Raw genomic sequence first — 23,479 nt, 5'->3', positions numbered from 1 at the left:
AATTTCATGCTTAAAATGAAAAAGTTATTTACCTTAATCGTATTCTCTTGTTTATTCGTACTTATCGTTGCTGGATGTGGCAGTAAAAAAGATGAGGCGAAAGAAACGAATACGAAGCAAGGCGGGGCCATAGAGCAAATTAAAAAGCGCGGGAAATTAGCAGTTGGGGTGAAGAATGATACGAATTTATTCGGATTGAAAAACCCTTCAACAGGGCAGGTAGAAGGATTCGATGTTGATATCGCGAAGGCACTTGCGAAAAAAATTCTCGGAGATGAAAAGAAACTAGAATTAAAAGAAGTAACGTCTAAAACGCGTATACCACTACTAAAAAATGGTGATATTGATGCAATTATCGCGACGATGACAATTACGGAAGAACGTAAAAAAGAGGTTGATTTCTCAGATGTATATTTTAAAGCAGGGCAATCGTTACTTGTGAAAAAAGGAAGCAATATTAAGAGTATTGATGATATAAAACAAGGTGTGAAAGTATTAGCTGTAAAAGGCTCAACATCTACAAATAACATTCGTCAAAAGTCACCAGAAGCGACTGTATTAGAATTTGAAAATTATAGTGAGGCATTTACAGCGTTAAAAGCGGGTAAAGGTGATGTTTTAACGACAGATAACGCAATTCTTTACGGAATGGCAAAGCAAGATTCAAATTATGAAGTTGTAGGGAAAATTTTCACGGATGAACCGTACGGAATTGCGGTGCAAAAAGGTGCGGATGATTTGACGAAAGAGATTAATAGCTTACTAAAAGATATGAAAGCGAATGGGGAATACGATAAATTGTATGAAAAATGGATTGGTCAAAAACAGGAGAAGTAAAGTGAAACTTTAATTAGTGGGTTTTTATTCCTAGTGAATAGTAAGAGTGAGAGGATGAGGGATGCTCATCCTCTTCTTGTAAAGAAAGAGGGGAGAATATGTGCCTGATTTTTCTATATTAACAAATAACATTGATATGTATTTAGAAGGCTTTAAATATACAGTTATGTCTAGTGTAATTGCATTAATAGGAAGCTTTATTTTAGGCTTAATTTTGGCTGTAATGCGTATTGCACCTATTCGTATTTTAAATTGGATAGGATCAGCTTTTGTGGAGTTTGTAAGAAATATTCCACTCGTATTAATTGCATTTATATTCTATTTCGCTTTACCTGTAATAGGAATCACTTTAAATGGTTTTGTAGCAGGAACAGTTACGCTTACTGTGTATACTGCAGCTTTTATTGCGGAAGTCATTCGGGCAGGCATTTTATCAGTCGCGAAAGGACAAATGGAAGCAGCACGGTCTTCAGGGTTAACGTATGTACAGGCGATGTATTATGTTGTCTTACCTCAAGCGATGAAAATCGTAATTCCTCCTCTAGGAAATCAATTTCTCAATTTAGTTAAAAATTCTTCTATACTCGGAATTATTGCTGGGACAGATTTAATGTATCAAGGGGACTTAATTTCAACGAAGACGTTTGTTACGTTCGATGTCTATATATTTGTCGGGATGTTTTATTTAATATTAACAATTCCGCTCAGTATGCTAGTGCGTTATTTAGAAAAACGCTTGGCAAAGGAGGCGGTGTAAATGGATTTTAAGGGAGCCATAACAGGTGATCATATTCTATTTTTATTAAAAGGATTGCTTATAACGTTAGAGGTAGCGCTCGTCGCGATTGTACTTAGTTTTATTATTGGTAGTGTAATAGGGATATTGCGCTACATGAAAATACCTGTCGTCTCACAAATATTAGGGATTATCGTTGAAGTGATTCGAAACTTACCACTACTTTTAATTATATTTTTCACGTATTTTGCACTTCCAGAAGCAGGCTTGAAATTAGAAATTATAACGGCCGTAATTGTTGCTTTAACAATATTTGAAGCAGCGATGATATCTGAAATTGTTCGAAGTGGTTTATTATCTATTGAAAAAGGACAGATTGAGGCCGCAAGATCTTCAGGATTAACGTATGTTCAAGCGTTGTGGCATATTATTTTACCACAAGCATTAAGAAGAATGGTCCCGCCGCTTGTCAGTCAGTTTATTTCATTGCTGAAAGATACATCATTAGCAGTTGTTATATCACTGCCAGAGCTTATGCATAATGCCCAAATTATTAGCGGACAGAATGTAAATTATACGATTCCAACGTTTATAGTAGTAGCTTGTATGTACTTTATCGTAAATTATAGTTTATCAATTTTATCGAGAAGATTAGAACTTCGTTGACTCTTACAATATATGTAAGGGTTTTTCCTTGTTTCTCCTTATTTTCCTCTAAATAGAATCTAAATCTTGCAATAATTAGATTTTTTATATTATTTTATCAGAAAAGTTTTAATTTTATATAGAAATTGTAATCGCTTTCGTGTATATTTTTATTATCAGAAAATTTTAACAAGATATAGGGGTATCGGTAGGGGGAGGATTTAGATGCAGCAACCAACGAATGAGAAATTACATCGTACGATGAAGAGTAGACATTTATTTATGATCGCACTAGGTGGTGTAATCGGGACTGGTTTTTTCTTAGGTTCAGGTTACACCATTAATCAGGCTGGACCAGGGGGAGCCATCCTTTCATATTTAGTGGGCGGATTTATTATGTATTTAACAATGCTTTGTCTTGGAGAGTTAACGGTAGCAATGCCAGTTTCAGGATCTTTCCAAAAGTATGCGACGAAGTTTATTGGACCAGGAACGGGCTTTATGATTGGCTGGCTATATTGGCTTGGCTGGGCAGTGACAGTAGGTTTAGAGTTAACGTCAATCGGTTTAATGATGAAAAGATGGTTTCCGAATGTTGATGTTTGGGTATGGTGTCTCGTATTCGGCGTTATTTTATATGCTTCAAACGCTATCTCAGCGAAGAGTTATGCTGAATTAGAGTTTTGGTTCTCTAGTATTAAAGTAGTTACAATTCTTGCGTTTGTTGTTCTTGGTGGTAGTGCATTATTAGGGTTTTTACCATACGATGGAAAAGAAGCAGCACCTCTTTTCTCTAACTTTGTAAGCGATGGCGGGTTATTCCCGAATGGACTAGCTGCCGTATTACTTACAATGATTACAGTTAACTTCTCGTTCCAAGGAACAGAATTAATCGGGATTGCAGCGGGAGAAAGTGAAAATCCAGAAAAAACAATTCCACGTGCGATCCGTAATACAGTATGGCGCATTATGTTATTCTTCATTTTAACAATGACGATTTTAGTAGGATTAATTTCTTGGAAAGAAGCAGGGGTAATTGAAAGTCCATTTGTAGTTGTATTTGATAAAATCGGTATTCCATACGCAGCTGATATTATGAACTTCGTTATTATTACAGCGTTACTATCTGTAGCGAATTCAGGCTTATATGCGGCAACTCGTATATTATGGTCACTTGCAAATGAAGGAATGGCACCAACATCTTTCCAGAAAGTAAATAAGCGTGGTATTCCAATTACAGCGTTAGTCGTAACGATTGCGGTAGCTGGGTTATCTCTATTCACAAGTTTCCTTGCAGAAGATACAGTATACATGTACTTATTATCGATAGCTGGTTTATCGGCTGTTTCAAGTTGGATCATTATTGCTTTATCGCAACTTCGCTTTAGAAGTCAGTATATAAAAGGCGGAGGAAAGTTAGAGGACTTAAAGTATAGAACACCACTATACCCGATTGTTCCAATTTTAGCTTTAATTACAAATAGCATCGTTGTTATTAGTTTAGCGTTTATTCCTGAACAAAGAATGGCGTTATACTGTGGTATTCCATTTATCATTTTCTGCTATATATATTATTATATGAGTAAGAAACGGAAGAACCCGATGAAAGTGGAGATGGAAAAAACAAATGAAACTAACAATCAAACACGATGATATAGAAGCAGATTTATCGTATGGTCAATTAGCGATTGGAAAAGAAAACGGGTATTCACCGTTACAATTACTCATTTCTTCTATCGCAGGATGTAGTGCAATTGTCTTCCGAACAATTTTAGAAAAGAAACGTATTCCATACGATACGTTTACAATTGAGACTGAAATTGGTAGAAGTGAAGCTGTATCAAAACCAGTTGAAAGTGTTCATTTCCACTATAAAATCAAGGCACAAAACATTACAGAAGAGCAGTTGGACAAGGCGCTGCAACTTGCAGTGAAAAATTGTACGATTGTTCAATCTGTAAAAGATAGTATAAAGGTTACGGAAACAATTGAACTAATAAAATGAAACATAAAAACGTGAGAATACGGCTCTCACGTTTTTATGTTTTTAATAAAGGGGGAAATATGATGGAATGTTTAGGGTGTAAATTAGCCAACGAAGAAGAAATTATATATAAAATATATGAAGATGACTATGTAACATGTTTTTTAGATCATGAACCTTTCTATCCAGGACATACTTTAATTGTGCCAAAGCAACATGTTGTAGAAGTAGACGAATTAGATGATGTTGTGGCAAAATCCATTATGGATGCTTCTAAGCTGATTGCAAAATCGATTAAGGCATTATATAAACCTGACGGAATTACAATTTGCCAAAATGGTGGAATCTTTAACGAGTTAACACATTACCATATGCATGTCGTACCAAGATATAAAGAGCGCTCGTTTGCTGAGTTTTATACGGTACAGCTAGGAGAAAAGAAGAATTATAACTTGGAAGAGACAAAGAATTTGTTAAAAGAAGCGATAGAGCAAATGCTGCTTACTGAAAAGGCGTAAGAGAGTTGTTTTTAACGGGGCAGTCAGGAAAATTACAATAAACAAAAAGCTCAATTTCTCAGTTACAATAGAGAAATTGAGCTTTTTGTTTATTCTATTATTAAATTTTATCTATAAAAAGATTTTGCAGTGTCACAAAGTATAGCGCTCATTCGTTATATAGAGTGAGAGGAGGAATTATATGAAAGTTACAAACAACGATTATGAAAAGATGGAAGAGCTATATGAGTTGTACGAACAAAAAATTTATTATGTGGCTTATTCTATTTTAAATAATATTCAGCAGGCTGAAGATGCGGTTCAAGAGACGTTTATTACTCTTTATAAGAACTTGGAAAAGCTCCATAGCTTGAGCACTGAAGAGCTTAAACACTACATTTTGAGGGTCGCGAAAAACAAGGCGATTGATAGTTATCGGAAAAATAAACGACATGAAACATTCTTAGAAGAATATGAAAGAGAATCAACAGAAGCAGTAGATGAAAATATTGAAGATTGGGAAAAACGTAAAATGTCTGAGGTTCAAATTGATACATTGCTAAAAGAGTTAAATGAATCGAACAGACAGGTGTTTAAGTACAAAGTCTTCTATAACTTAACGTATCAAGAAATTTCAAGTGTCATGGGGATAACGGAGGCCAATGTCCGTAAGCAGTTTGAACGCGCTCGAAAACGAGTTCAAAATATGATAGGAGGTATACAACATGACGAATTCAAAGAACTCCAAAGAAATATATGAACTTGCTGAAAAAATTGCTTTAGATGATTTTGATAAACTCGAAGAACAGCATGAATTTTCACATACATATACGCGCAAAAAGAAATTGTTTATGGAGGAAATGAAGCTGAAAGATGGACAACCGCAGAAAAAGCGTAAAAAACGTAAAAAACATCGTATGTTAATCGCTGCTGCTTGCTTATTGATTGGCATGCCGACAACCGTTTTTGGGGCAGTGAAAGTCTATAATATGATTGTCCAAAAACAAAATTACGAAGTAAATGTTTCAGTAACAAACAATGACTCGAAAAAGAGTGACAAGTGGTATAAGTTGAAGATTGGTAAATTGCCAGAAAATATGGAAGCAATTGATGACAGTGCTATGAAATATTCATTTAAAGATAACGACGCAAATGGAGGCTTTTCATTTAGTCTTTGGAGAGTAGGGGAAAATGCGGACTTTCAAACTTTATATTCAAAAAGCTACAAAGAAAAAGAGATAGGTGGCAAGAAAGCAGTAATTGTTCATAAAGAAACTGGAAACAACAATGTAATGTTTGATAGGAAGGTTTTTCTCTTTTTTGAGAAAGAAGGGATTATGTTAGAAAGCTTTATTGGATCAGATATAAATGAAGAACAAATGATAGATGTCTTAGGGAATATTTCACTTGAGCCCACGTCAAAAGAAAAGGCATCACATATATCAAATTATGATAAAAAATATTTTAGCCAAGCAGATGAACCTAAAAAACCTAAAGTGATTCCTTTGAAAAAAGATAGCAAACGACTATTTCATATAGGGCAAAAGGTTCCAGTAACGATATCTATGGATAACAGCCAAATTGAATATGTGATAGAAAAAGTTGAAGTTTTTGATTCGATTAAAGATTTTAAACAAGAGAACTTTAATGAACTTGGCCTAGGGATATTAAGCAAGAAGAAGGCTTTAGATCAGACGGGAAAACTGCTATCGTACAGACGGGATGTATATAAATTAGGGAATGGTAAAGATTCAATTGATACATTAGTAGATTCGCAATTAGTTAATGTTAAATTTGTCTACTTGACAACTACAGTGAGAAATATTGGTAAACAGGCGACAGAAGAAATCTATATGCATCCATCCATAAAGCAGCTTAAATTTGAAGGGAATGCATGGAAATACGCTAAAGAAGAGGGAATGGAAGCAACGCGTATTATGACGGGAGAAGTTGATTATTTAGAGCCTCACGGAGATGGGAAAAGCTTCTACAATATTGGCAGTATCCGACCAGGAGAAACGGTAAAAGTTAACTTAGGTTATTTTGTAGATGAAGATAAACTAGATTCAATCTTTTTGGATGCTTTCCATTACAGAGGGAATGGAAGTACTGAAAATATGAATGCGTCATATCGTTGGTGGATTGATATTCGTCAACAGTCAAAACAATAGGAACAAATAAACAAAAAGCTGCTTATATCTAGCAGCTTTTTTCGTCTTCATACATATGTAAAACTTCTTTCGCACGTATACGTAAACTATCTATCAATTCTTTTGGCTCTAAAACTCGTGCATCTTTTCCAAGTCTATAAAATAAAGGGGTAATAAAATTGATTTCACCTTTATCAATTGTTGAATGTATATATCCTGTCCCGTCTTCGTTTCCTACCACGAATTCTTCAAGGTAAGGAACGCTTTTACATTGGCGCACACCTTCTGCTGTTAATGAGACATGTAACTGGGTAGGAATGTGTACTATGTTAGAGCTCGAGTCGAACCATTCTTCTAAATTCATGAACGTCTCTTCATTTTCTTCTGTTGATAATATAGAAAGAATACGATCAACGCGATACAGTAATACTTTTTTTCTGCTGAAGTCATAGGATGGTAAGTACCATAGACCATCATGAGCGTATACACCGATAGGATGAACATGTTTTGTTTTTATTCCTGTTTTAGATTCGTATTGAAAGTGTAAATTTTTATTTTCAATAGCGGCTGTTAATACTTCGTTTAAAAGAGGTGTATCAATTGTTCTCTTTGGATTCCAAAAAGCGATATAAGAACGTATTTTATCAACTTTCGTCTTCGCATCATGTTGTAGAGAGCTATACAGTTTATGTGTAACAGAATTGATCTCTGTATTAAAAGGCAGGTCTCGGTAGTAGCTTAAAGATTGAAAGGCAAAAAAGATGGAGACCGCTTCTTCTTCCGTAAATAAGATAGGTGGAATGACCCTATTTGTTAATACTTTATATCCTCCATTACGACCTTGTTCAGCATAAATGGGTAATCCCATATCACTTAAATCTAAAATGTATCTATGAACCGTACGAACGGAAATATTAAATTCATCAGCTATTTCTTGAGCTGTAAATGTCTTTTTGGCAGAAGCAAATATAAGAATATCTAATAAGCGTTTAGCTTTTGACAAATGTATCACCTTTTTCTTTTTAACATGACATAAAGTGTCATGTTTTATTGTTAGTATATTGTTTACATCATATGTTATCAAGATGAGATATAAGGAGGAAAAAATATGTCACGTGAAATAGTTTTATTTATTGCGGCGAGCTTAGATGGATATATTGCGAAAGAAAATGATGATTTAGAGTGGTTAATGGAAACAGAAGGAGAGGGAGATAACGGTTATACGGAAATGTATGAAACGATTGATACAATAATTATGGGAAAAAGAACGTACGATTATGTAGTAGAGCATACGGAAACATTCCCGTACTTAGATAAAGCATGTTATGTTTTTTCTCGTTCAGAAAAAGGCTCAGACGGAAACGTTGAGTTCGTAAATGAAGATGTAGTGGAGTTTACTAAAAGGTTAAAAGCACAAGAAGGATCTAAAATATGGATGGTTGGTGGAGGAGAGCTACTGAGAGAATTCTTTAAGAATAACCTAATTGATGAATATGTTGTTACGATTACACCGCATATATTAGGCTCTGGTGTTCCATTATTTAAAGAAAAGAATCCAGAAATTAATTTAACTTTGACGGATACGAAACGTTTTGGGCAATTTGTAAATTTATATTATGAGGTAAAGTGAATAACCTACCAATGAATAGACCAAATCACATCTGATTTGGTCTATTCTTATTCCTAGTTATATCAATATTTATCTGTCTTTAACATATCAATTAACATAAGGGATAACATATTAATTTCGATAATTCAAAAGGGAAATTGTAATTTTATGTTGAAATGAATATGGAAATTATGAAGAAATGTAATTAGATTACTGAGGTGGTTGTCTTGAATAAAGGGAGTGAGGAATTGGATGAAAAGAAACTATTAAAATTAGTTTTAGAAATTCAAGAGCTACAAGATTTTGGAGAAGATTTTGAACATAAACTGACTGTATTTGAAAAGAGTGTTCCTTATCCACGTGCAAAAGAATTATTTTTTGCTGATTACGGTGCAGAATACATTGTAAAAAGAGCTATTAATCATAAAAATATAAAGTTAGGAGAGTTAAATAGAGAAGAGTTAGTTACCTTGGTTCAAAAACTTATGGATACAGAAGGAGAAGAATGGGAGCTGGCAATTTGGTTGGACATGGTTATATCGTCTGTTATTGACCCTAAAATAAGTGATTATATTTTTTGGAATGATGAAGAATTAACTGCCAGAGAAATTATAGATAAAGCATTGGCTTATAAACCATTACAAATATAAAGTGTGTTACTTTAAGTAGAATTAAAGATTCTTTTTAGAATAAAGAGTGTGAAATGAATATGTTTAGAAATTTATTTAAGTTTTGTCTTTAATTTTATTTAAGTTAAAGGAGAATTTAATTCAATAAGACAATAAAAGACGCTCAGAGTTTTTTCTGCTCTGGGCGTTTTCATATGTCAATTATGATGTAATTTTGTAGGTTAATTAATGATAGTTGTATTTCTATATAGATGATAATGAAATGATAAAACAAGACCCATGATCGACTTCGCTCGTTACAGTAATATTCCCGCCGTGTAGTTCTACAATTTCTTTCACGATAGATAGTCCTAAACCAGTTCCGCCTGTAGAGCGTGATCTAGCTTTGTCAACTCGATAAAAGCGGTCGAAAATGTGAGGGAGGTCTTCAGGCGGAATACCTTCACCTTCATCTTCAATTGTAATGGAAATACATTTATTTTCTTCTGTAACAGAAATGTTTATATGAGAATGTTCGTTTGAATGTCTATAAGCGTTATTTAAAATGTTCACTATAACTTGTTCAAATCGCTGTTCATCTAAGCTTACTACCAGTGTAGGAGGACAAAAGAAAGAAACTTTAATATGTCTTTCTTTATACATGGCGTTTACTTTTTCGGCTATGCGAGTAAGGAAGGTGTGTAAATGTACTTCTTTTACTTGAATAGAGAAGTTATGTTGTTCTATTTGTGCAAGTGAAAATAAATCTTGAACTAAGTTTGTAATGTAATCAGACTCATCTTTTATAATAGATAAATATCGCAAACGTTGCTCAGGAGATGTGGTTTCTTTTAAAGCAATGTCAGCATAACCTCTTACGTATGTTAACGGTGTTCGTAATTCGTGAGCAACACTTGCTAGAAATTCACTTCGCTCTGTTTTCATATAATGTAAATCATTTGCGAGCGTTTGAATTGATGATGCTAGTTCACCGATTTCATCATTTCGAGTAGTTGTTAATGAAACAGATAAGTCGCCTTTACTCATTTTTTCAGTGGCATGTTTCATGTGTAACAATGGTTTTGTTAACAACCGTGATAATAGAAAGATGGTGATGGCTGTTAATAGAAAAGTAATGACTCCAGCAATAATGAATTGTCTTGTTAGCCCGTTAACCATTTCCTCGATTGATTTCGTTCCGAGAAACATATATACGTAGCCTTCTGTTTTTCCTGCCACTATAATTGGGCTAATTGTACATATATAATTAGATGTTTTCCAATGATTCTCTATAATTGCTCCCTCATGATCTGTCCGTGTTTGCATCTTTTCAATATGCTTTTTTATAGTAGTATTTATTTCATTGGATTTAGCTAGTACATCCTTATTTGCATTTGTAATAACAACAGTGGTTTCAGCTTCGGATTCCATTAGGGCAACATGGGAGATTGTTTGCTTATCAAAATACTTTTCAAGGACATCTCGGTGACTATTTCCGCGCTTTAATAAAGCTGTCATTTCTTCATTTACTCTATTGTTGACAAGGCTATAATAAAGCAAGACAAATAGAACACTTTCGATTAAAAGTGTAACAATTAAAAAATAAAATCCGAGTTGAATAGATATTCGCTTCATCGTTTTGCTCCTTAATCTAGAGTATCAATCCATCGATACCCGACTCCGTAAACAGTTTTTAAATGATGATCAATAGGAAAATTTACTTTTCGTAATTTATCACGCAAATTACGAATATGTGAATCGACTGTTCTATCTTCTGTATTTGTATTTAATCCCCAAATTCGTTCAATGAGCTGATCGCGGCTTAATACGTAGTTCACATGACGTAAAAATAATCCGAGTAAAGAGAATTCGATTGGAGTGAGAAGAAGTTCTTCATTATGGACAGAAGCGAAATGCTTTGCCTCATCCCATAAAATGCCGTGATATTGGATTTGTGCGTGTTGATTCGTTCGCCTTAAAACAGCTTCAATTCTTGCGAAAAGCTCCTCTTCATGGAACGGTTTCGTCACGTAATCATCTGCGCCAAGTTTTAATCCTTGGATGACATCTACCGTTTGATCACGAGCAGTTACCATAATGATAGGAACGTTACTAAATGATCGAATTCTTTTGCACGTTTCCCATCCGTCCATCTTTGGCATCATAATATCAAGTAAAACAAACTTGAAGTTTCGATTTTCTATATGTGAAATAGCTTCTTCACCGGATACTGCACATATGCAGTTGTATCCGATTGGAGTAAGATAAAGTGTTAATAATTCAAGCATTCTCGGCTCATCATCTACGAGTAGTATATCGACCATAGAGTACCTCCGCATTTGTAGTTATTATTTAAATTGTAAGTCAAAATCATGAAGAAATGGTGCAGATTATAATGCATCTGCATAATTTCTTCAGAATTGCTTGTTATTGTAAAGGTGAAATTCTAATTTAGGTAATCATATTGGCTCGAAAACGATTCATACGGAGGCGGTATAGTGAAAAAGATGACCCGAATTTTAGGGATAACAATAATTGCGGCGGCTGGTCTTGCGGCGTGTGGGCAAACGAACACAGATCATAAAAATCATGAATCTAAAGAAGAGAAGAAAACAGAGCAAAAGGAAATGAAAATGAAAATGAAGCAGGAGGTAAGTGCGCCGAAAGAAATGAATAAGGGGGCATCGAATGATGTATTAACGACGAGTTTAAAAAATGTAACGAGATTAAATACAAATGACCCTATGCAAATGGCAGTATTAACTTCGCAAACGATATGGCCAGCAACGCATAAAGAGAATCAGCCAGGCGCTATTATTTTAGTACCAGTAAACGAGTGGCAATTAGGTATTGCAAGTGCGGATCTTATTCACCATCCGAATAACGGGCCGATTTTATTTATAGAAAAAGAAAAGGTACCTGAAATGACGCTAAAAGAAATAAAACGATTAAATCCGATCGGAACGAAAGATGGAACACAAATTATGGTGATGGGGGATGTAGGTGCATCAATCCTTGAGCAATTAAAAGATTATCAAGTAAAGCAAATAAAAGAAACGGATCCAGCTACATTTGCTAAAGATGTGGATAAAGAATATGCCGATATAACAGGAAGTTATCCAAATAGTGTTATTATCGGTTCATCGGAAGAAGAAGGGCGTTTATATACAACACCGGCTGTAAACTGGATTTCTCATATGCCAGAACCATTACTCTATACAGAAAAAAATAAAGTGCCAGAAGCGACGATAGTGGCATTAAAGATGAGAAAAGATAAAGCAAATATATATTTACTAGGACCAGAAAAAATCGTTTCAAAAGAAGTAGAAAAAGAGTTAAGTAAATACGGGAAAGTAACGCGTATTAGTGGAGAGACTCCAGTAGAGAATTCTATTGCATTTGCGAAATTTAAAGATGAAAAAACAAAATTTGGATGGGGGTTTACAAAACCAGGTCACGGTTTATCATTTGTTTCAAGCAAAACACCAGACTTAGCAGTTGCAGGGGCACCATTTTCACATATGGGTAAACACGCACCTGTTGTATTGTTAGAAGAAGGGAAAGCTTCACAACCAGTGTATGAATTCCTTGCTAGTATTCAGCCGAAGTTTAAAGATGACCCAACGCTGGGACCATATAACCACGGCTTCTTATTAGGAAGTACGAGTGATATTTCATTTGAAACACAAGGTATATTGGATGAGAGGTTAGAGATTGTTCAGGAAAGTGGCCAAGGGCACGGTGGACATTAATGAAATGAGAAAAGACGCTAGAAGGTAGCGTCTTTTTTTAGGAAACTTTTACATAGCGCAAAATCCTCTACTCGTTATATAATAGCCTTCGTGCAGTCGGCTTAGATTTTCTTATGGAGAAAATTAAATGATAAAGTGAAACTTTAATCAGTGGGGGTTTTGTTCATCCCCCACTGATTATTAGTTGAACCAATCGGGCTTTTATGGGCAGTTGATCCCCACCTAACTTCTTTGCTTCCGCTGAATTTTGAGGTGGGGGTCTTACTGCCCGTTAATGCGGGATAAAAGAGTAGAGGAGTGGTATTTTGTTTCAAACGATAAAAAATGATTGGTTCTCCAATGTGAGAGGGGACGTACTATCAGGAATTGTTGTTGCTTTAGCGTTAATCCCTGAAGCGATTGCTTTCTCTGTTATTGCAGGTGTGGATCCGACCGTTGGGTTATACGCAGCCTTCTGTATTGCAGTTACCATTTCATTTGTTGGCGGAAGAACTGGGATGATTTCAGCTGCAACAGGTGCGATGGCATTACTAATGGTAACGCTTGTTAAAGATCACGGTTTGCAATATTTATTTGCTACAACAATATTAACAGGTATTGTCCAAATTATTTTTGGTGTGTTCAAACTGAGCTCATTTATGAAGTTTGTTCCGAAATCTGTTATGAGTGGTTTTTTAAATTCACTTGGAATTTTAGTTTTTACAGCGCAATTGCCACATTTTAAAAATGCAACTTGGCAAATGTATGCACTTGTCGCATTAGGACTTATAATTATATATGTATTTCCACGTATTACGACGGCTGTCCCGTCTACACTTATTTCCATTATTATTGTGACAAGTATTGCACTTATGAGCGGATTACAGTTGAAAACAGTAGGAGATATGGGAAGCCTGCCGAAAGAATTACCGTTCTTTAGCATTCCTGACGTGCCTTTTACACTTGAGACATTAGGGATCATTTTACCGTACGCAGTTATGCTTGCAATTATCGGTTTACTAGAGTCATTATTAACAGCTTCAGTTTTGGATGATATGACGCATACAGAAAGTAATAAACATAAAGAAGCACGTGGACAAGGTCTTGCAAATATTGTCGCTGGATTCTTCGGAGGAATGGCAGGCTGTGCAATGATTGGACAATCTGTTATTAATATTAAATCAGGTGGACGCGGTCGTTTATCGACATTTGTAGCAGGCGGGTTTTTAATCGTATTACTATTCGTTTTAGGTGATTATGTCGTTCATATTCCGATGGCAGCTTTAGTTGCAGTTATGATTATGGTTTCAATTGGAACATTTGATTGGAACTCTGTAACAACGATTCATAAAGTACCAAAAGGAAACGCATTTGTTATGATCGTAACAGTTGTGATTGTCTTAATTACACATAATTTAGCATTAGGTGTAATTATCGGAACAGTAATTAGTGCGGTTTTATTTGCACTCAATATGGCAAAGATTCACGTGAAACATTTATATATTGAAAATAAGAAAATATACGAAATTCATGGTCAACTTTTCTTTGCATCTACAGCAGACTTTATAAATAATTTTACATTTGAGGAAGATGTAAAAGAAATTGAGTTGAATTTTACTCACGCACACGTATGGGATGATTCAGCAGTAGCTGCAATTGATAAAGTTATCATGAAGTATGAACAAAGTGGTGTGAAAGTAAGTATAACGGGATTAAATGAACGAAGCTCGAAGATTATTTCAAATTTAGCTACTTATAATAAAAGAATTGCTAGTTAGAAGCCTCCTTTTTAGGGGGCTTTATTATATAATACGGGTAGGATAACGAAAAGGGGATTCAGCATATGTACAAACAAATTATATTAGCATGTGACGGTTCTGAACATGCACTTCGAGCAGCGGAACATGCAACATATATTGCGAAATGTAGCGAAGAAACAAATATTGAAGTTGTGTACGTAGTAGATAATAGAACGGCAAAATCAGATATTATACAAGGTCAAACAGATCTAGAAACAATATCGGCTAGTCGAAAAGATAAATTAAAAGAGATTGAAGGTTTATTAAAGAAAGAGAACATTTCTTATAAAATTACGATATTACATGGCGATCCAGGAGATACGATTGTTCAATATGTAAATACAGGGGATATAGATCTTGTAATTGCTGGAAGCAGAGGATTAAATACATTACAAGAAATGGTACTTGGTAGTGTCAGTCATAAAATAGCAAAGCGTGTGAAATGTCCGGTGATGATAATAAAGTAAAACGAAATAGAACGTAACTAAGACCTTGATATAATTCGGGGTCTTTTTTGCCGTATAAAGGGAGAGTGGGTGGGCATACTAGATATATAAGTTTAAAAAAATATTAACTTACAAATTTGTAAGTTTGTTGTCAGAAAAATCGATGTTATGAAATTTTTCCCATTGGTAAAATAAGAGTATCAAAGGGGAGATAGGGAGGATGGAAGCAATGAAATCATTTCAAAATTTATCATATAGTCAAGGGGTAAGCTTAATTTGTTTAGGGGGATTTGCGGTATCTGTTACGTTAGCTGTTGTAATAAAGATGATTCATCAAATCTTTTAATCTTAGAGTAGGGAAGGAATTGGTTGTTATAAATAGCAAGAGAAGGATTATAAATAAAAAATAGCTCCCGGCATATATCTCAGTGCCAGGAGCTATTTTCTTATTTCTCTGTTTCTGCTTTATCGCTTGTTACGCTAACTTTGCCCCACTTGTATTGATCTTCTGGTGTATATTTATAATCTTTTACGCGATTATTTACACCTTTTAAGTCAAATTTATAATGAAGTGGAATTAATGGTACTTCATCATGAACTAATTTTTGCCATTTGTCGTAGACATCTTTACGGTACTTCTCATCAGCAGCTTCTGGAGAAATACCTTGTTTTAATAATTCTGTGTTTTTGTCAGTAGCCCAACGTGGGTAATTGAATGCTGCATCTTTAGCCCAAATACCAGAAGGGTCTGGGTCAGATCCAGTTCCCCAAGCTGCCGCGAAAAGATCAACTTTTGGATCATCTTTTTTAATCATATCGTAGAATGAGTTAAATTCATGTAAGCGACCATCAAGAAGCTCTACTTTTAGGCCGATGTCTTTCCAAGATTGAATAAAGAATTTTGCAAGTGGTTCACTTACATCGCTACCACTCATTGATAAGAAATTAGCTTTAAATTCTTTACCATTCGGATCTTCACGGAATCCATCTCCGTTCGTATCTTTATAGCCAGCTTCATCTAATAATTTTTTAGCTTTCTCTACATCTTTATCATAGGCACCAGCTTTATTGTTATGATATTTTGGTAGAGATGGTGGGATTGGTGAGTTAGCCGGATAACGTAGGCCGTGATATAATTTTTCACCAATTTCTTTTCGATCAATAGCATACGCCATTGCTTGACGTACACGAACATCTTTAAATTTCTCCTTATCCATCACTACTTCTTCTTTTTCTTTATCCATATGGCCTAATTTAAAACCGATATAGCTATAGTATAAATCGGTTTTACCGACTAATTGTGCATTTTTTAATTTACTTACATTTGGATACTGATCTGCACTTACTTCAGCAATGTCAATATCACCATTTTTTAAGGACGCGTTAACAACGGAAGGGTTAACAACTTTTAAAACCATACTTTTCAGTTTTGGTTTTCCACCATAATAATCATCAAAACGTTCAAATTCAACAGATTCTCCTGGCGTAATTTTCTTCACTTTAAAAGGTCCGAAACCAATTGGATTTTTACGGATTTTGTCAGATTCCGCTAATTTTTCAATTGGTACATCTCCTAAATATTTCTTATGAAGAGGGTATGTCCAAAGCCCAGTTTTCACTGAAGGGTTCGGTGTTTTAAATGTAATCGAGATTGTTTTCGGATCCGTTACCTTAATACCTGAAATTTTTTCGGCTTTTCCATTGTGGTAATCTTCCATACCTTCAATCATTTGCATTTGAGTGTCATAGCGAGAACCGGCATATTTTTTACTACCAATCACTAGATAAGAGTATTCTAAATCTTCAGCAGTAACAGGGTTTCCATCATGCCATTTTACATTATCTTTGATTTTTAGTGTAATTGTCTTTTTATCTTTAGAAATTTCATATGTAGCAGCACCATCATTCGTGTATTCCCAGTTTTCGTCATTTGATAATAAAGATTCATCGAAAATTGTAATGACTTGGTTATCAGGATCCCCTTCATATACAGCGAAGTTCAAAAGACCTTCAAATGGTGTGTTAGAAACAAGACCATATGTTAATGAACCATCTTTAATTTCCTTTTTATCATTTTTAACAGATGCACTAAATTTATTTGTATCTACTTTTTTTGTACTGCTCGTTTTTTCACTACCACCACTGCCCCCACATGCTGAAAGTAGTAATGTTGAAACCGCAAGTGTACTTAATACTTTGAAAAACTTTGGCTTATTTGTCATTTCTTCCACCCCTTATCCTTTTCTTTGTCTTGCGTCGGCCGAACGACGTAGCGCTTGACCAATAAAATTTATACACAGCATCAATGTTAAAATCATGATTGATGCGGGTAACCAAATCCACCATTTCTCTTGTAATACATCTGGATTTCTAGCATAACTAACAAGTGTACCAAGGCTTGGTGTACTTTCTGGTAGACCAAATCCTAAGAAAGTTAGACCAGATTCAATACCGATGTTTCCAGCAAGATTTAATGTAACGCTAACAATGATAATTGAACTTAAGTTAGGTAGTACTTGGAAAAGAATGATTCTCCAGTTTGGTGTTCCTAAAGTTTTAGATGCAGAGACATAATCGAGTTCTTTTTCAGTTAATACTTTTGAGCGAATTAATCTAGCTTTTCCTGTCCATAAGAACACGCTCATAATTAAAATGAAAGTGAAAATATTGAACGTAGGAACAAGTGTAATAAATACAATTACAAGCATTAAAAATGGTAAAACCATAACAAAGTCGATAACGCGCATAATGATATTATCAATAGTTCCTCCGAAATAACCGGCAATTAATCCAATTGAAAGACCAATTAAACAAGAAAGAATAGTAATTGCTAATCCAATTGTAAATGAGTTACGTGTACCAATAATAAGTTGACCGAAAATATCGCGTCCTCCGTAATCTGTTCCTAACAAATGTTCAGCAGAGGGAGGAGCATAAATAGCGAATAAATCAACTCGTACAATATCTTCTTGTTTCATAATAAAAGATGTTGCGTAGACTGCTAGTAATAAGATTGCTAGGAAAAAAAGTGAAAACATTGCTAATTTATCTTTACGAAGTTCTCGCCACATAATAGAGAAACCGGAAGGGCTTTTTTCGTAATGAATAACTTCAGTTTGTTTTTCGGGTTTTGCTAACATAATGTTTCTTCACCTCCATTAATCAATACGAATACGTGGATCGACGATGCTTAGAATAATATCTGAAAGAAGAGTTCCAAGTAACGTTGCAAATCCAGTAAACATAACGAGTGCAGTTATTACACTAAAATCACGTTGAGAGATAGATTGTATAAATAGTTGTCCAATTCCTGGATAGCTAAAAATACTTTCTAAAAAGATGGCACCGCCAACTAATCCTGTAATTTCATAGCCTAAGAAGGCTGCAATTGGTAAGAATGAATTTCGTAAAATATGTCTAGAATAGATTTTTGATTCTGGAACACCTTTTGCTCTTACTGTACGCACAAAATCTTTATGTTTCGTATCAATAATTTCGCTTCGTAAATATTGAACAGTACCAACTGTTGCAATTAATGCTCCGGATAAAGCTGGTAGTAGCATGTGATTCAATTTGCTTAAATAGTAAGCAAATGTACCTGTTGCAACTTGAGGATCTACGCTACCGCCGGTTGGGAATATTGCAAACTTAAATCCGAATAGGAAGAGCATAACGAGTGCAAATATAAATAATGGCGTAGCAAAACCTAGATAGTTGTAAATGGTAATGAGTCGATCAGCCCATGTATCATTCCACCGCCCACTTATAACTCCCAGTGGTATGGCAATTAAATAAGTAAGAATAAGAATGACAAGTGCTAAAGATACTGTATTTCCAAGTCGTTCTCCAATTAACTCGGTTACTTTCATTTTGTGTGCATAGGAAATACCGAAGTCACCTTGAACTGCATTTTTAATCCAGCGAACATATTGTGTTGTAACTGGGTCATTTAATCCAAGCTTTTCACGTTGTTCTTCAATCACTTTTGGATCCGCTTTTGGATTCATTGCTTTGCCAGTTAAGGCATCGCCTGGCATTGCTTTAGCTAGTAGAAAGACAAGTACACTTAACACGAATAATTGCGGGATCATTACTAAAAATCTCCGTAATATAAACTTCCACATGTTTTATCACTCCCTTATGGTAATGCCACCCGGTGCGTTGGCGAGATTGCTTTTAAGTCATAAGCCCGACCGTTTTCATTGAAATAATTTTCGTATGATTTCTCATACTCAGAGCTTACTTGTTGACGGAGCTTACGTTGTTGTTCTCTGTTTTCAGGACGAATATCAGGAATGGCTGATATTAGGCGTTTCGTATAAATATGTTGCGGATTATTATAAATTTCTGTACTAGTTGCTTCTTCGACAATTCGTCCGCGGTACATAACACCGATGCGGTCACACATATGACGAATGACACCTAAATCATGACTAATGAATAAGTATGTTAGTCCGAGCTCAGCTTGTAAATCTTGCAAGAAGTTTAATACTTGTGCCTGTACAGACACGTCAAGCGCAGATACTGGCTCATCAGCAATAATAAGCTTTGGTTTTAATGTAAGAGCGCGTGCAATACCAATCCGTTGCCTTTGCCCACCGGAAAATTCATGTGGATATTTATAAATTGACTCTGGATTTAGACCAACTTTATCAAGATATTCTTGAACCGCTCTACGTTCTTCATCAGGTGAGAGTTTCTCAAAATTTCGAAGAGGCTCAGCGATAATGTCGAGAACACGTTTTTTGGGATTTAATGATGAATATGGATCTTGGAAAATCATTTGAATATCTTTTCGTTGTTCTCTTAGTTCTGAGCGATTTAATTTTGTTAAATCTCTATTATTAAAATGAATGCTACCCTCTGTTGCTTTCGTTAAATGCATAATCGCTTTACCTGTTGTTGATTTTCCACTTCCTGATTCACCAACGATTCCGTATGTTTCACCCGGTTGTAATTCAAAACTTACACCATCTACAGCACGTACGTAATCTAATGTGCGTCCGAAGAAACCACCTTTAATTGGGAAATGTACTTTTAAATCTTCTACTTTAAGCAGTGCCATGAGTTACGTCATCTCCTTTCTTATCTTGGAAGTTGAAATGCTTGTAGCAAGTGCAACGTACCCAATGGTCTGGTTTTACTTCATGTAAAATTGGATTTTCCTCGTGTTGATCAGGTCTAATCCATGGAATTCTAGCTTGGAAGCGGCAGCCTGTACGAGGAAGCTTCGCTAACGAAGGAACCACGCCTTGAATTACATGTAATTTTTCTTTTTCAGCATATGCAGATGGAATTGAGTTTAATAGAGAACGAGTATATGGATGAAGAGGGTTGTTAAAAATCTCTTCAACTTTTCCTGTCTCTACAACTTGTCCAGCGTACATAACGACGATACGATCAGCTGTTTCTGCAACAACACTTAAATCATGTGTAATTAAAATGATGCCCATTTTTGTTTGTTCTTGAATAGACTTTAGTAAGTCTAAAATTTGTGCTTGGATGGTTACGTCAAGTGCCGTTGTTGGCTCATCCGCAATAATGAGTGCTGGGTTACAAGCAATTGCAATTGCGATAACAATTCTTTGTCTCATTCCGCCAGATAATTCATGTGGGTATTGTTTATATGTAAGTTCTGGTTTTGGAATACCAACTTGATGGAGTAGTTCTAAGGTGCGTTCTTTCTTTTCTGCTTTTGAAAGGCTTGTGTGGTAGTCTAAGTTTTCTTCGATTTGTTTTCCAACTGTCATAAGAGGATCGAGTGCTGTAAGAGGTTCTTGGAAAATCATACCGATGTTTGATCCGCGTACTTTATTCATTTCTGCGGTCGACATAGTTAGTAAATCCTTATCTCTATAGTTAAGCTGCCCTTGTAATTTTGTATTTGCTTCATTATGCAGTCGCATAATAGAAAGGGCAAGTGCACTTTTTCCGCAACCCGATTCACCAACTATCGCGACAATTTCATTTTCATGGACAGTTAACGAAACATTATCAACTGCTGCATGATAGTGATCTTGTATGCGAAAGGAAGTCTGTAAGTTTTCAATGCGAAGAAGTGGATTCTTCATGGCTATCCCTCCATCTTTTCTGAAAAGACTAAATATTTTGTATGTTGTTGTTATTTTAATATAAATTGACAATGTTTGACAAGCATAAGTTGAGAAAATATTCAAAAATCTTTTTATACAGAGATTGAATGCTGTTATATAGGGGATTGAAGTTAGTTGAAAACGCTAACATATAAAAAGAGGAGAATAAATCTTTTGTAAGAAAAAAGATTTATATGTAGAAAAAAGAGAGGTGTTCTGGAAAGAACAGCCTCTCTTTTTTTGATAAGAATAATATTAGTACTTAAGCTTGTTTTTGTTTTGCAGATCCTGTGTTTAAAGTAAGGGCAAGGAAGAACATTGCGAGCACACAAGAAGCAAGGAGTAAAATGAATCCGCCATCCCATCCAAATGCGTCTACAATAAAGCCCATAGCTGCGCTAGCAAAAGTAGCGCCACCTAGGTAACCAAAGAACCCAGTTAAACCAGCTGCAGTTCCAGCAGCTTTTTTCGGTGCTAAGTCTAATGCGTGTAGGCCGATTAACATAACAGGCCCATAAATTAAAAATCCAATGGAAACAAGTGCGATACTATCAATGATTGGGTGACCGGCAGGATTTAGCCAATAAACGAGAACGGCAATGAATACACCGACCATAAATAAAATACCAGCAGGTGCGCGGCGCCCTTTAAACAGTTTATCACTCATCCATCCGCAAAGAAGTGTACCTGGAATACCAGCCCATTCATATAAAGCGTAAGCTGTGCGAGAGCTACTATGAGTAAAACTTTTTTCCTCTACTAAATAAGTAGGAGCCCAGTCTACAACGCCGTAACGTACGAAATAAACGAAAACGTTCGCAATAGCGATGTACCATAAAAATTTATTGTTTAGTACGTATGTAAATAAAATTTCTTTTACTGAAAGTTCACGTTCTCGATCTTTTACTTTTTCATCTGATGGATATTCCCCAGTATGTTCCTCTATAGAAGGTAATCCGCAAGATTGAGGTGTATCTCTCATCGTAATTAACACATAAATACCAACTAAAATTGAAAGAATACCTGGGAAGTAAAAAATACTCTTCCAGTCATTTGCAAAGAAATATAGGCCTAATGTAACGAGTGAAGGCATAAGTGCGCCGCCGACGTTATGAGCGACGTTCCAAATAGACATTTTTGTACCACGTTCACTAATAGAGAACCAGTGAACCATCGTACGGCCACAAGGAGGCCAGCCCATACCTTGTACCCATCCATTTAAAAACTGAAGGACAAACATAAGTATGATGCTCGTTGTAATGAAAGAAAATGAGCCGAAAATAATATTAATGATACCTGATAAAAATAGCCCAGCTGCTAAAAAGTAGCGAGGATTACAACGGTCGGATACGATACCCATAAGAAATTTACTTAATCCGTAAGCGATAGATACTGCTGAAAGGATAACCCCAAGTTCTCCTTTACTAAAGCCTTGTTCGATTAAGTATGGCATTGCTAGTGAAAAGTTTTTTCGAACAAAGTAGTAACCTGCATACCCGATGAAGATACCTAAGAATACTTGTAAACGTAATTTACGGTATTCGCTATCAACGCGATCAGCTGGTAAGCGTTCCGCGTGGGGCGCAGGTTTAAATAATTGTGTGAAAAACATAAAATGAAAATCCTCCCCTAATTAATTCGAAGTGTTGTGGTTCAGAAGAATATAAAAAGGCCATGAAATATAAAAAAGTTCCCTTTTTTATGATTCATAGCCTTGTACTCCGATTCTCCGTGACTGTCAATATTAACTTCGACGAAAATTATACAACTTTGTGATAAAAATGTAAACGTTTTTATAAATAAAAAGTGTTGACGGATTTTGTTCGCGGGATTAATATTTAAATACGTTAAATATTTTATTGTTTAAATAAGAGGTGGATAACATGCCAAATGATATGACGCATATCGATAAAATTCAAGCTCTTGCCTTTTCGATTGGAAAGAAAATGCAGACAGAGTTATTAGAACAAATGCAAGCAACAGGACTTACACCACCACAGTTTTATATTTTAAAGATTTTAGATCATTATGGAGCTTCAAGAGCGACAAAATTAGCAAAAAAGATGTATGTAAAGCCTAGTGCAATTACAGTGATGATCGATCGTCTAATTGATCAAGAGCTTGTAGAACGCTATCACGACAAAGATGACCGTCGTGTTGTCGTCATTGAGTTAACAAAAAAGGGGAAAGCTAGAGTAGAAGAGGCAATGACTGCTCGTAATGAGCATATTGCAAAATATTTTTCACACTTAGAGTTACAAGAAAGAGAAGATTTATTACGTCTTTTTGAGAAGTTAGAAACAATTATTTGCGGGACACAAGAGAAAAAAGAGAATAACTAAGAG

At 35.3% G+C, this 23,479-nt stretch carries 24 protein-coding genes; 15 read left to right on the top strand and 9 right to left on the bottom strand.

The window, feature by feature from the left end:
- Nucleotides 1–6: 6 nt before the first annotated feature.
- From glnH to ACUN28_RS26225, 8 genes are all read left to right on the top strand, one after another.
- Entirely contained in the window at nt 7–837 is an 831-nt protein-coding gene (gene glnH / locus ACUN28_RS26260) for a glutamine ABC transporter substrate-binding protein GlnH (RefSeq protein ID WP_016089317.1), read from the top strand.
- Nucleotides 838–937: 100 nt separating this feature from the next.
- On the top strand, nt 938–1,594 hold the full coding sequence (locus tag ACUN28_RS26255) for an amino acid ABC transporter permease (protein ID WP_016089316.1): 657 nt from the start codon (nt 938–940) through the stop codon (nt 1,592–1,594).
- Nucleotides 1,595–2,239 carry an amino acid ABC transporter permease gene (locus ACUN28_RS26250; protein WP_000345969.1) on the top strand — a complete coding sequence of 215 codons (645 nt, stop codon included), beginning with the start codon at nt 1,595–1,597 and terminating at the stop codon, nt 2,237–2,239.
- A gap of 204 nt (nt 2,240–2,443) precedes the next feature.
- Entirely contained in the window at nt 2,444–3,871 is a 1,428-nt protein-coding gene (locus ACUN28_RS26245) for an amino acid permease (RefSeq protein ID WP_016089315.1), read from the top strand.
- Entirely contained in the window at nt 3,846–4,223 is a 378-nt protein-coding gene (locus ACUN28_RS26240) for an OsmC family protein (RefSeq protein ID WP_016089314.1), read from the top strand. Before ACUN28_RS26245 ends, ACUN28_RS26240 begins: the two co-directional genes overlap by 26 nt.
- A gap of 62 nt (nt 4,224–4,285) precedes the next feature.
- Nucleotides 4,286–4,720 carry an HIT family protein gene (locus tag ACUN28_RS26235; protein ID WP_000388965.1) on the top strand — a complete coding sequence of 145 codons (435 nt, stop codon included), beginning with the start codon at nt 4,286–4,288 and terminating at the stop codon, nt 4,718–4,720.
- A 181-nt stretch (nt 4,721–4,901) separates the two neighbouring features.
- Nucleotides 4,902–5,459 carry an RNA polymerase sigma factor gene (locus ACUN28_RS26230; protein ID WP_016089313.1) on the top strand — a complete coding sequence of 186 codons (558 nt, stop codon included), beginning with the start codon at nt 4,902–4,904 and terminating at the stop codon, nt 5,457–5,459.
- Nucleotides 5,425–6,870: a DUF4367 domain-containing protein gene (locus tag ACUN28_RS26225; protein WP_016089312.1), complete on the top strand. Its 1,446-nt coding sequence runs from the start codon at nt 5,425–5,427 to the stop codon at nt 6,868–6,870. The genes ACUN28_RS26230 and ACUN28_RS26225 overlap by 35 nt, the downstream gene beginning before the upstream one ends.
- A 28-nt stretch (nt 6,871–6,898) precedes the next feature.
- Here ACUN28_RS26225 and ACUN28_RS26220 read toward each other — a convergent pair whose 3' ends face one another.
- On the bottom strand, nt 6,899–7,852 hold the full coding sequence (locus tag ACUN28_RS26220; protein WP_016089311.1) for a helix-turn-helix transcriptional regulator: 954 nt from the start codon (nt 7,850–7,852) through the stop codon (nt 6,899–6,901).
- A gap of 105 nt (nt 7,853–7,957) precedes the next feature.
- On the opposite strand from ACUN28_RS26220, the gene ACUN28_RS26215 reads away from it, so the two are divergent.
- Together ACUN28_RS26215 and ACUN28_RS26210 are read left to right on the top strand one after the other, a co-directional pair.
- On the top strand, nt 7,958–8,479 hold the full coding sequence (locus tag ACUN28_RS26215; RefSeq protein ID WP_016089310.1) for a dihydrofolate reductase family protein: 522 nt from the start codon (nt 7,958–7,960) through the stop codon (nt 8,477–8,479).
- A 206-nt stretch (nt 8,480–8,685) separates the two neighbouring features.
- Nucleotides 8,686–9,108 carry a hypothetical protein gene (locus ACUN28_RS26210; protein ID WP_016089309.1) on the top strand — a complete coding sequence of 141 codons (423 nt, stop codon included), beginning with the start codon at nt 8,686–8,688 and terminating at the stop codon, nt 9,106–9,108.
- 222 nt (nt 9,109–9,330) lie between these two features.
- Here the strand turns inward: ACUN28_RS26210 and ACUN28_RS26205 are convergent, their stop codons facing one another.
- Nucleotides 9,331–10,701: a sensor histidine kinase gene (locus ACUN28_RS26205; RefSeq protein ID WP_016089308.1), complete on the bottom strand. Its 1,371-nt coding sequence runs from the start codon at nt 10,699–10,701 to the stop codon at nt 9,331–9,333.
- An 11-nt stretch (nt 10,702–10,712) separates the two neighbouring features.
- A complete protein-coding gene (locus ACUN28_RS26200) occupies nt 10,713–11,390 on the bottom strand; it encodes a response regulator transcription factor (RefSeq protein WP_016089307.1) in 678 nt (225 codons plus the stop codon).
- Nucleotides 11,391–11,564: 174 nt separating this feature from the next.
- On the opposite strand from ACUN28_RS26200, the gene ACUN28_RS26195 reads away from it, so the two are divergent.
- The 4 genes from ACUN28_RS26195 to ACUN28_RS26180 all read left to right on the top strand — a co-directional run bounded on the left by ACUN28_RS26195 (nt 11,565) and on the right by ACUN28_RS26180 (nt 15,388).
- Entirely contained in the window at nt 11,565–12,818 is a 1,254-nt protein-coding gene (locus tag ACUN28_RS26195) for a cell wall-binding repeat-containing protein (protein ID WP_016089306.1), read from the top strand.
- Nucleotides 12,819–13,123: 305 nt separating this feature from the next.
- Nucleotides 13,124–14,575: a SulP family inorganic anion transporter gene (locus ACUN28_RS26190; protein ID WP_016089305.1), complete on the top strand. Its 1,452-nt coding sequence runs from the start codon at nt 13,124–13,126 to the stop codon at nt 14,573–14,575.
- 65 nt (nt 14,576–14,640) lie between these two features.
- Entirely contained in the window at nt 14,641–15,063 is a 423-nt protein-coding gene (locus ACUN28_RS26185; protein ID WP_016089304.1) for a universal stress protein, read from the top strand.
- A 199-nt stretch (nt 15,064–15,262) separates the two neighbouring features.
- Nucleotides 15,263–15,388, top strand: coding sequence for a DUF4027 family protein (locus tag ACUN28_RS26180; RefSeq protein ID WP_080118098.1), 126 nt, complete (start codon nt 15,263–15,265; stop codon nt 15,386–15,388).
- 100 nt (nt 15,389–15,488) lie between these two features.
- On the opposite strand, the gene opp4A is transcribed toward ACUN28_RS26180, so the two are convergent.
- The 6 genes from opp4A to glpT form a co-directional block, all read right to left on the bottom strand.
- Complete coding sequence (gene opp4A, locus ACUN28_RS26175; RefSeq protein WP_016089302.1) at nt 15,489–17,264, bottom strand: oligopeptide ABC transporter substrate-binding protein; 1,776 nt, start codon at nt 17,262–17,264, stop codon at nt 15,489–15,491.
- Between the two features lie 12 nt (nt 17,265–17,276).
- Nucleotides 17,277–18,182, bottom strand: coding sequence for an ABC transporter permease (locus ACUN28_RS26170; RefSeq protein WP_016089301.1), 906 nt, complete (start codon nt 18,180–18,182; stop codon nt 17,277–17,279).
- A gap of 18 nt (nt 18,183–18,200) precedes the next feature.
- The gene (opp4B, locus tag ACUN28_RS26165; RefSeq protein WP_033659623.1) at nt 18,201–19,166 is read right to left on the bottom strand and encodes an oligopeptide ABC transporter permease; all 966 of its coding nucleotides are present in this window, start codon (nt 19,164–19,166) and stop codon (nt 18,201–18,203) included.
- A 14-nt stretch (nt 19,167–19,180) separates the two neighbouring features.
- Nucleotides 19,181–20,107 (bottom strand): ABC transporter ATP-binding protein, encoded by a 927-nt coding sequence (locus ACUN28_RS26160; RefSeq protein WP_016089299.1) that lies wholly within the window; start codon nt 20,105–20,107, stop codon nt 19,181–19,183.
- Nucleotides 20,094–21,113 carry an ABC transporter ATP-binding protein gene (locus ACUN28_RS26155; protein ID WP_016089298.1) on the bottom strand — a complete coding sequence of 340 codons (1,020 nt, stop codon included), beginning with the start codon at nt 21,111–21,113 and terminating at the stop codon, nt 20,094–20,096. The genes ACUN28_RS26160 and ACUN28_RS26155 overlap by 14 nt, the downstream gene beginning before the upstream one ends.
- A gap of 283 nt (nt 21,114–21,396) precedes the next feature.
- The gene (gene glpT, locus ACUN28_RS26150; protein ID WP_016089297.1) at nt 21,397–22,746 is read right to left on the bottom strand and encodes a glycerol-3-phosphate transporter; all 1,350 of its coding nucleotides are present in this window, start codon (nt 22,744–22,746) and stop codon (nt 21,397–21,399) included.
- A gap of 271 nt (nt 22,747–23,017) precedes the next feature.
- Here glpT and ACUN28_RS26145 point away from each other — a divergent pair, with 271 nt between their 5' ends.
- Nucleotides 23,018–23,476: a MarR family winged helix-turn-helix transcriptional regulator gene (locus ACUN28_RS26145; RefSeq protein WP_016089296.1), complete on the top strand. Its 459-nt coding sequence runs from the start codon at nt 23,018–23,020 to the stop codon at nt 23,474–23,476.
- Nucleotides 23,477–23,479: the final 3 nt, after the last annotated feature.

The organism is Bacillus sp. WC2507, from assembly GCF_052656125.1.
Note: the sequence above shows the minus strand (reverse complement) of the source record. Positions and strands in the feature narration are given on the sequence as shown.

Excerpts from the sequence above, each read along its gene's own strand:
- ACUN28_RS26230 (WP_016089313.1), top strand. The coding sequence starts at position 4,902 with ATGAAAGTTACAAACAACGATTATGAAAAGATGGAAGAGCTATATGAG.
- ACUN28_RS26250 (WP_000345969.1), top strand. The coding sequence starts at position 1,595 with ATGGATTTTAAGGGAGCCATAACAGGTGATCATATTCTATTTTTATTA.
- ACUN28_RS26155 (WP_016089298.1), bottom strand. The coding sequence starts at position 21,113 with ATGAAGAATCCACTTCTTCGCATTGAAAACTTACAGACTTCCTTTCGC.
- ACUN28_RS26225 (WP_016089312.1), top strand. The coding sequence starts at position 5,425 with ATGACGAATTCAAAGAACTCCAAAGAAATATATGAACTTGCTGAAAAA.
- ACUN28_RS26180 (WP_080118098.1), top strand. The coding sequence starts at position 15,263 with ATGGAAGCAATGAAATCATTTCAAAATTTATCATATAGTCAAGGGGTA.
- opp4B (WP_033659623.1), bottom strand. The coding sequence starts at position 19,166 with ATGTGGAAGTTTATATTACGGAGATTTTTAGTAATGATCCCGCAATTA.
- ACUN28_RS26160 (WP_016089299.1), bottom strand. The coding sequence starts at position 20,107 with ATGGCACTGCTTAAAGTAGAAGATTTAAAAGTACATTTCCCAATTAAA.
- ACUN28_RS26245 (WP_016089315.1), top strand. The coding sequence starts at position 2,444 with ATGCAGCAACCAACGAATGAGAAATTACATCGTACGATGAAGAGTAGA.
- ACUN28_RS26235 (WP_000388965.1), top strand. The coding sequence starts at position 4,286 with ATGGAATGTTTAGGGTGTAAATTAGCCAACGAAGAAGAAATTATATAT.
- ACUN28_RS26185 (WP_016089304.1), top strand. The coding sequence starts at position 14,641 with ATGTACAAACAAATTATATTAGCATGTGACGGTTCTGAACATGCACTT.
- ACUN28_RS26205 (WP_016089308.1), bottom strand. The coding sequence starts at position 10,701 with ATGAAGCGAATATCTATTCAACTCGGATTTTATTTTTTAATTGTTACA.
- glnH (WP_016089317.1), top strand. The coding sequence starts at position 7 with ATGCTTAAAATGAAAAAGTTATTTACCTTAATCGTATTCTCTTGTTTA.
- ACUN28_RS26240 (WP_016089314.1), top strand. The coding sequence starts at position 3,846 with ATGAAACTAACAATCAAACACGATGATATAGAAGCAGATTTATCGTAT.
- ACUN28_RS26200 (WP_016089307.1), bottom strand. The coding sequence starts at position 11,390 with ATGGTCGATATACTACTCGTAGATGATGAGCCGAGAATGCTTGAATTA.
- ACUN28_RS26215 (WP_016089310.1), top strand. The coding sequence starts at position 7,958 with ATGTCACGTGAAATAGTTTTATTTATTGCGGCGAGCTTAGATGGATAT.
- ACUN28_RS26170 (WP_016089301.1), bottom strand. The coding sequence starts at position 18,182 with ATGTTAGCAAAACCCGAAAAACAAACTGAAGTTATTCATTACGAAAAA.
- ACUN28_RS26145 (WP_016089296.1), top strand. The coding sequence starts at position 23,018 with ATGCCAAATGATATGACGCATATCGATAAAATTCAAGCTCTTGCCTTT.
- opp4A (WP_016089302.1), bottom strand. The coding sequence starts at position 17,264 with ATGACAAATAAGCCAAAGTTTTTCAAAGTATTAAGTACACTTGCGGTT.
- glpT (WP_016089297.1), bottom strand. The coding sequence starts at position 22,746 with ATGTTTTTCACACAATTATTTAAACCTGCGCCCCACGCGGAACGCTTA.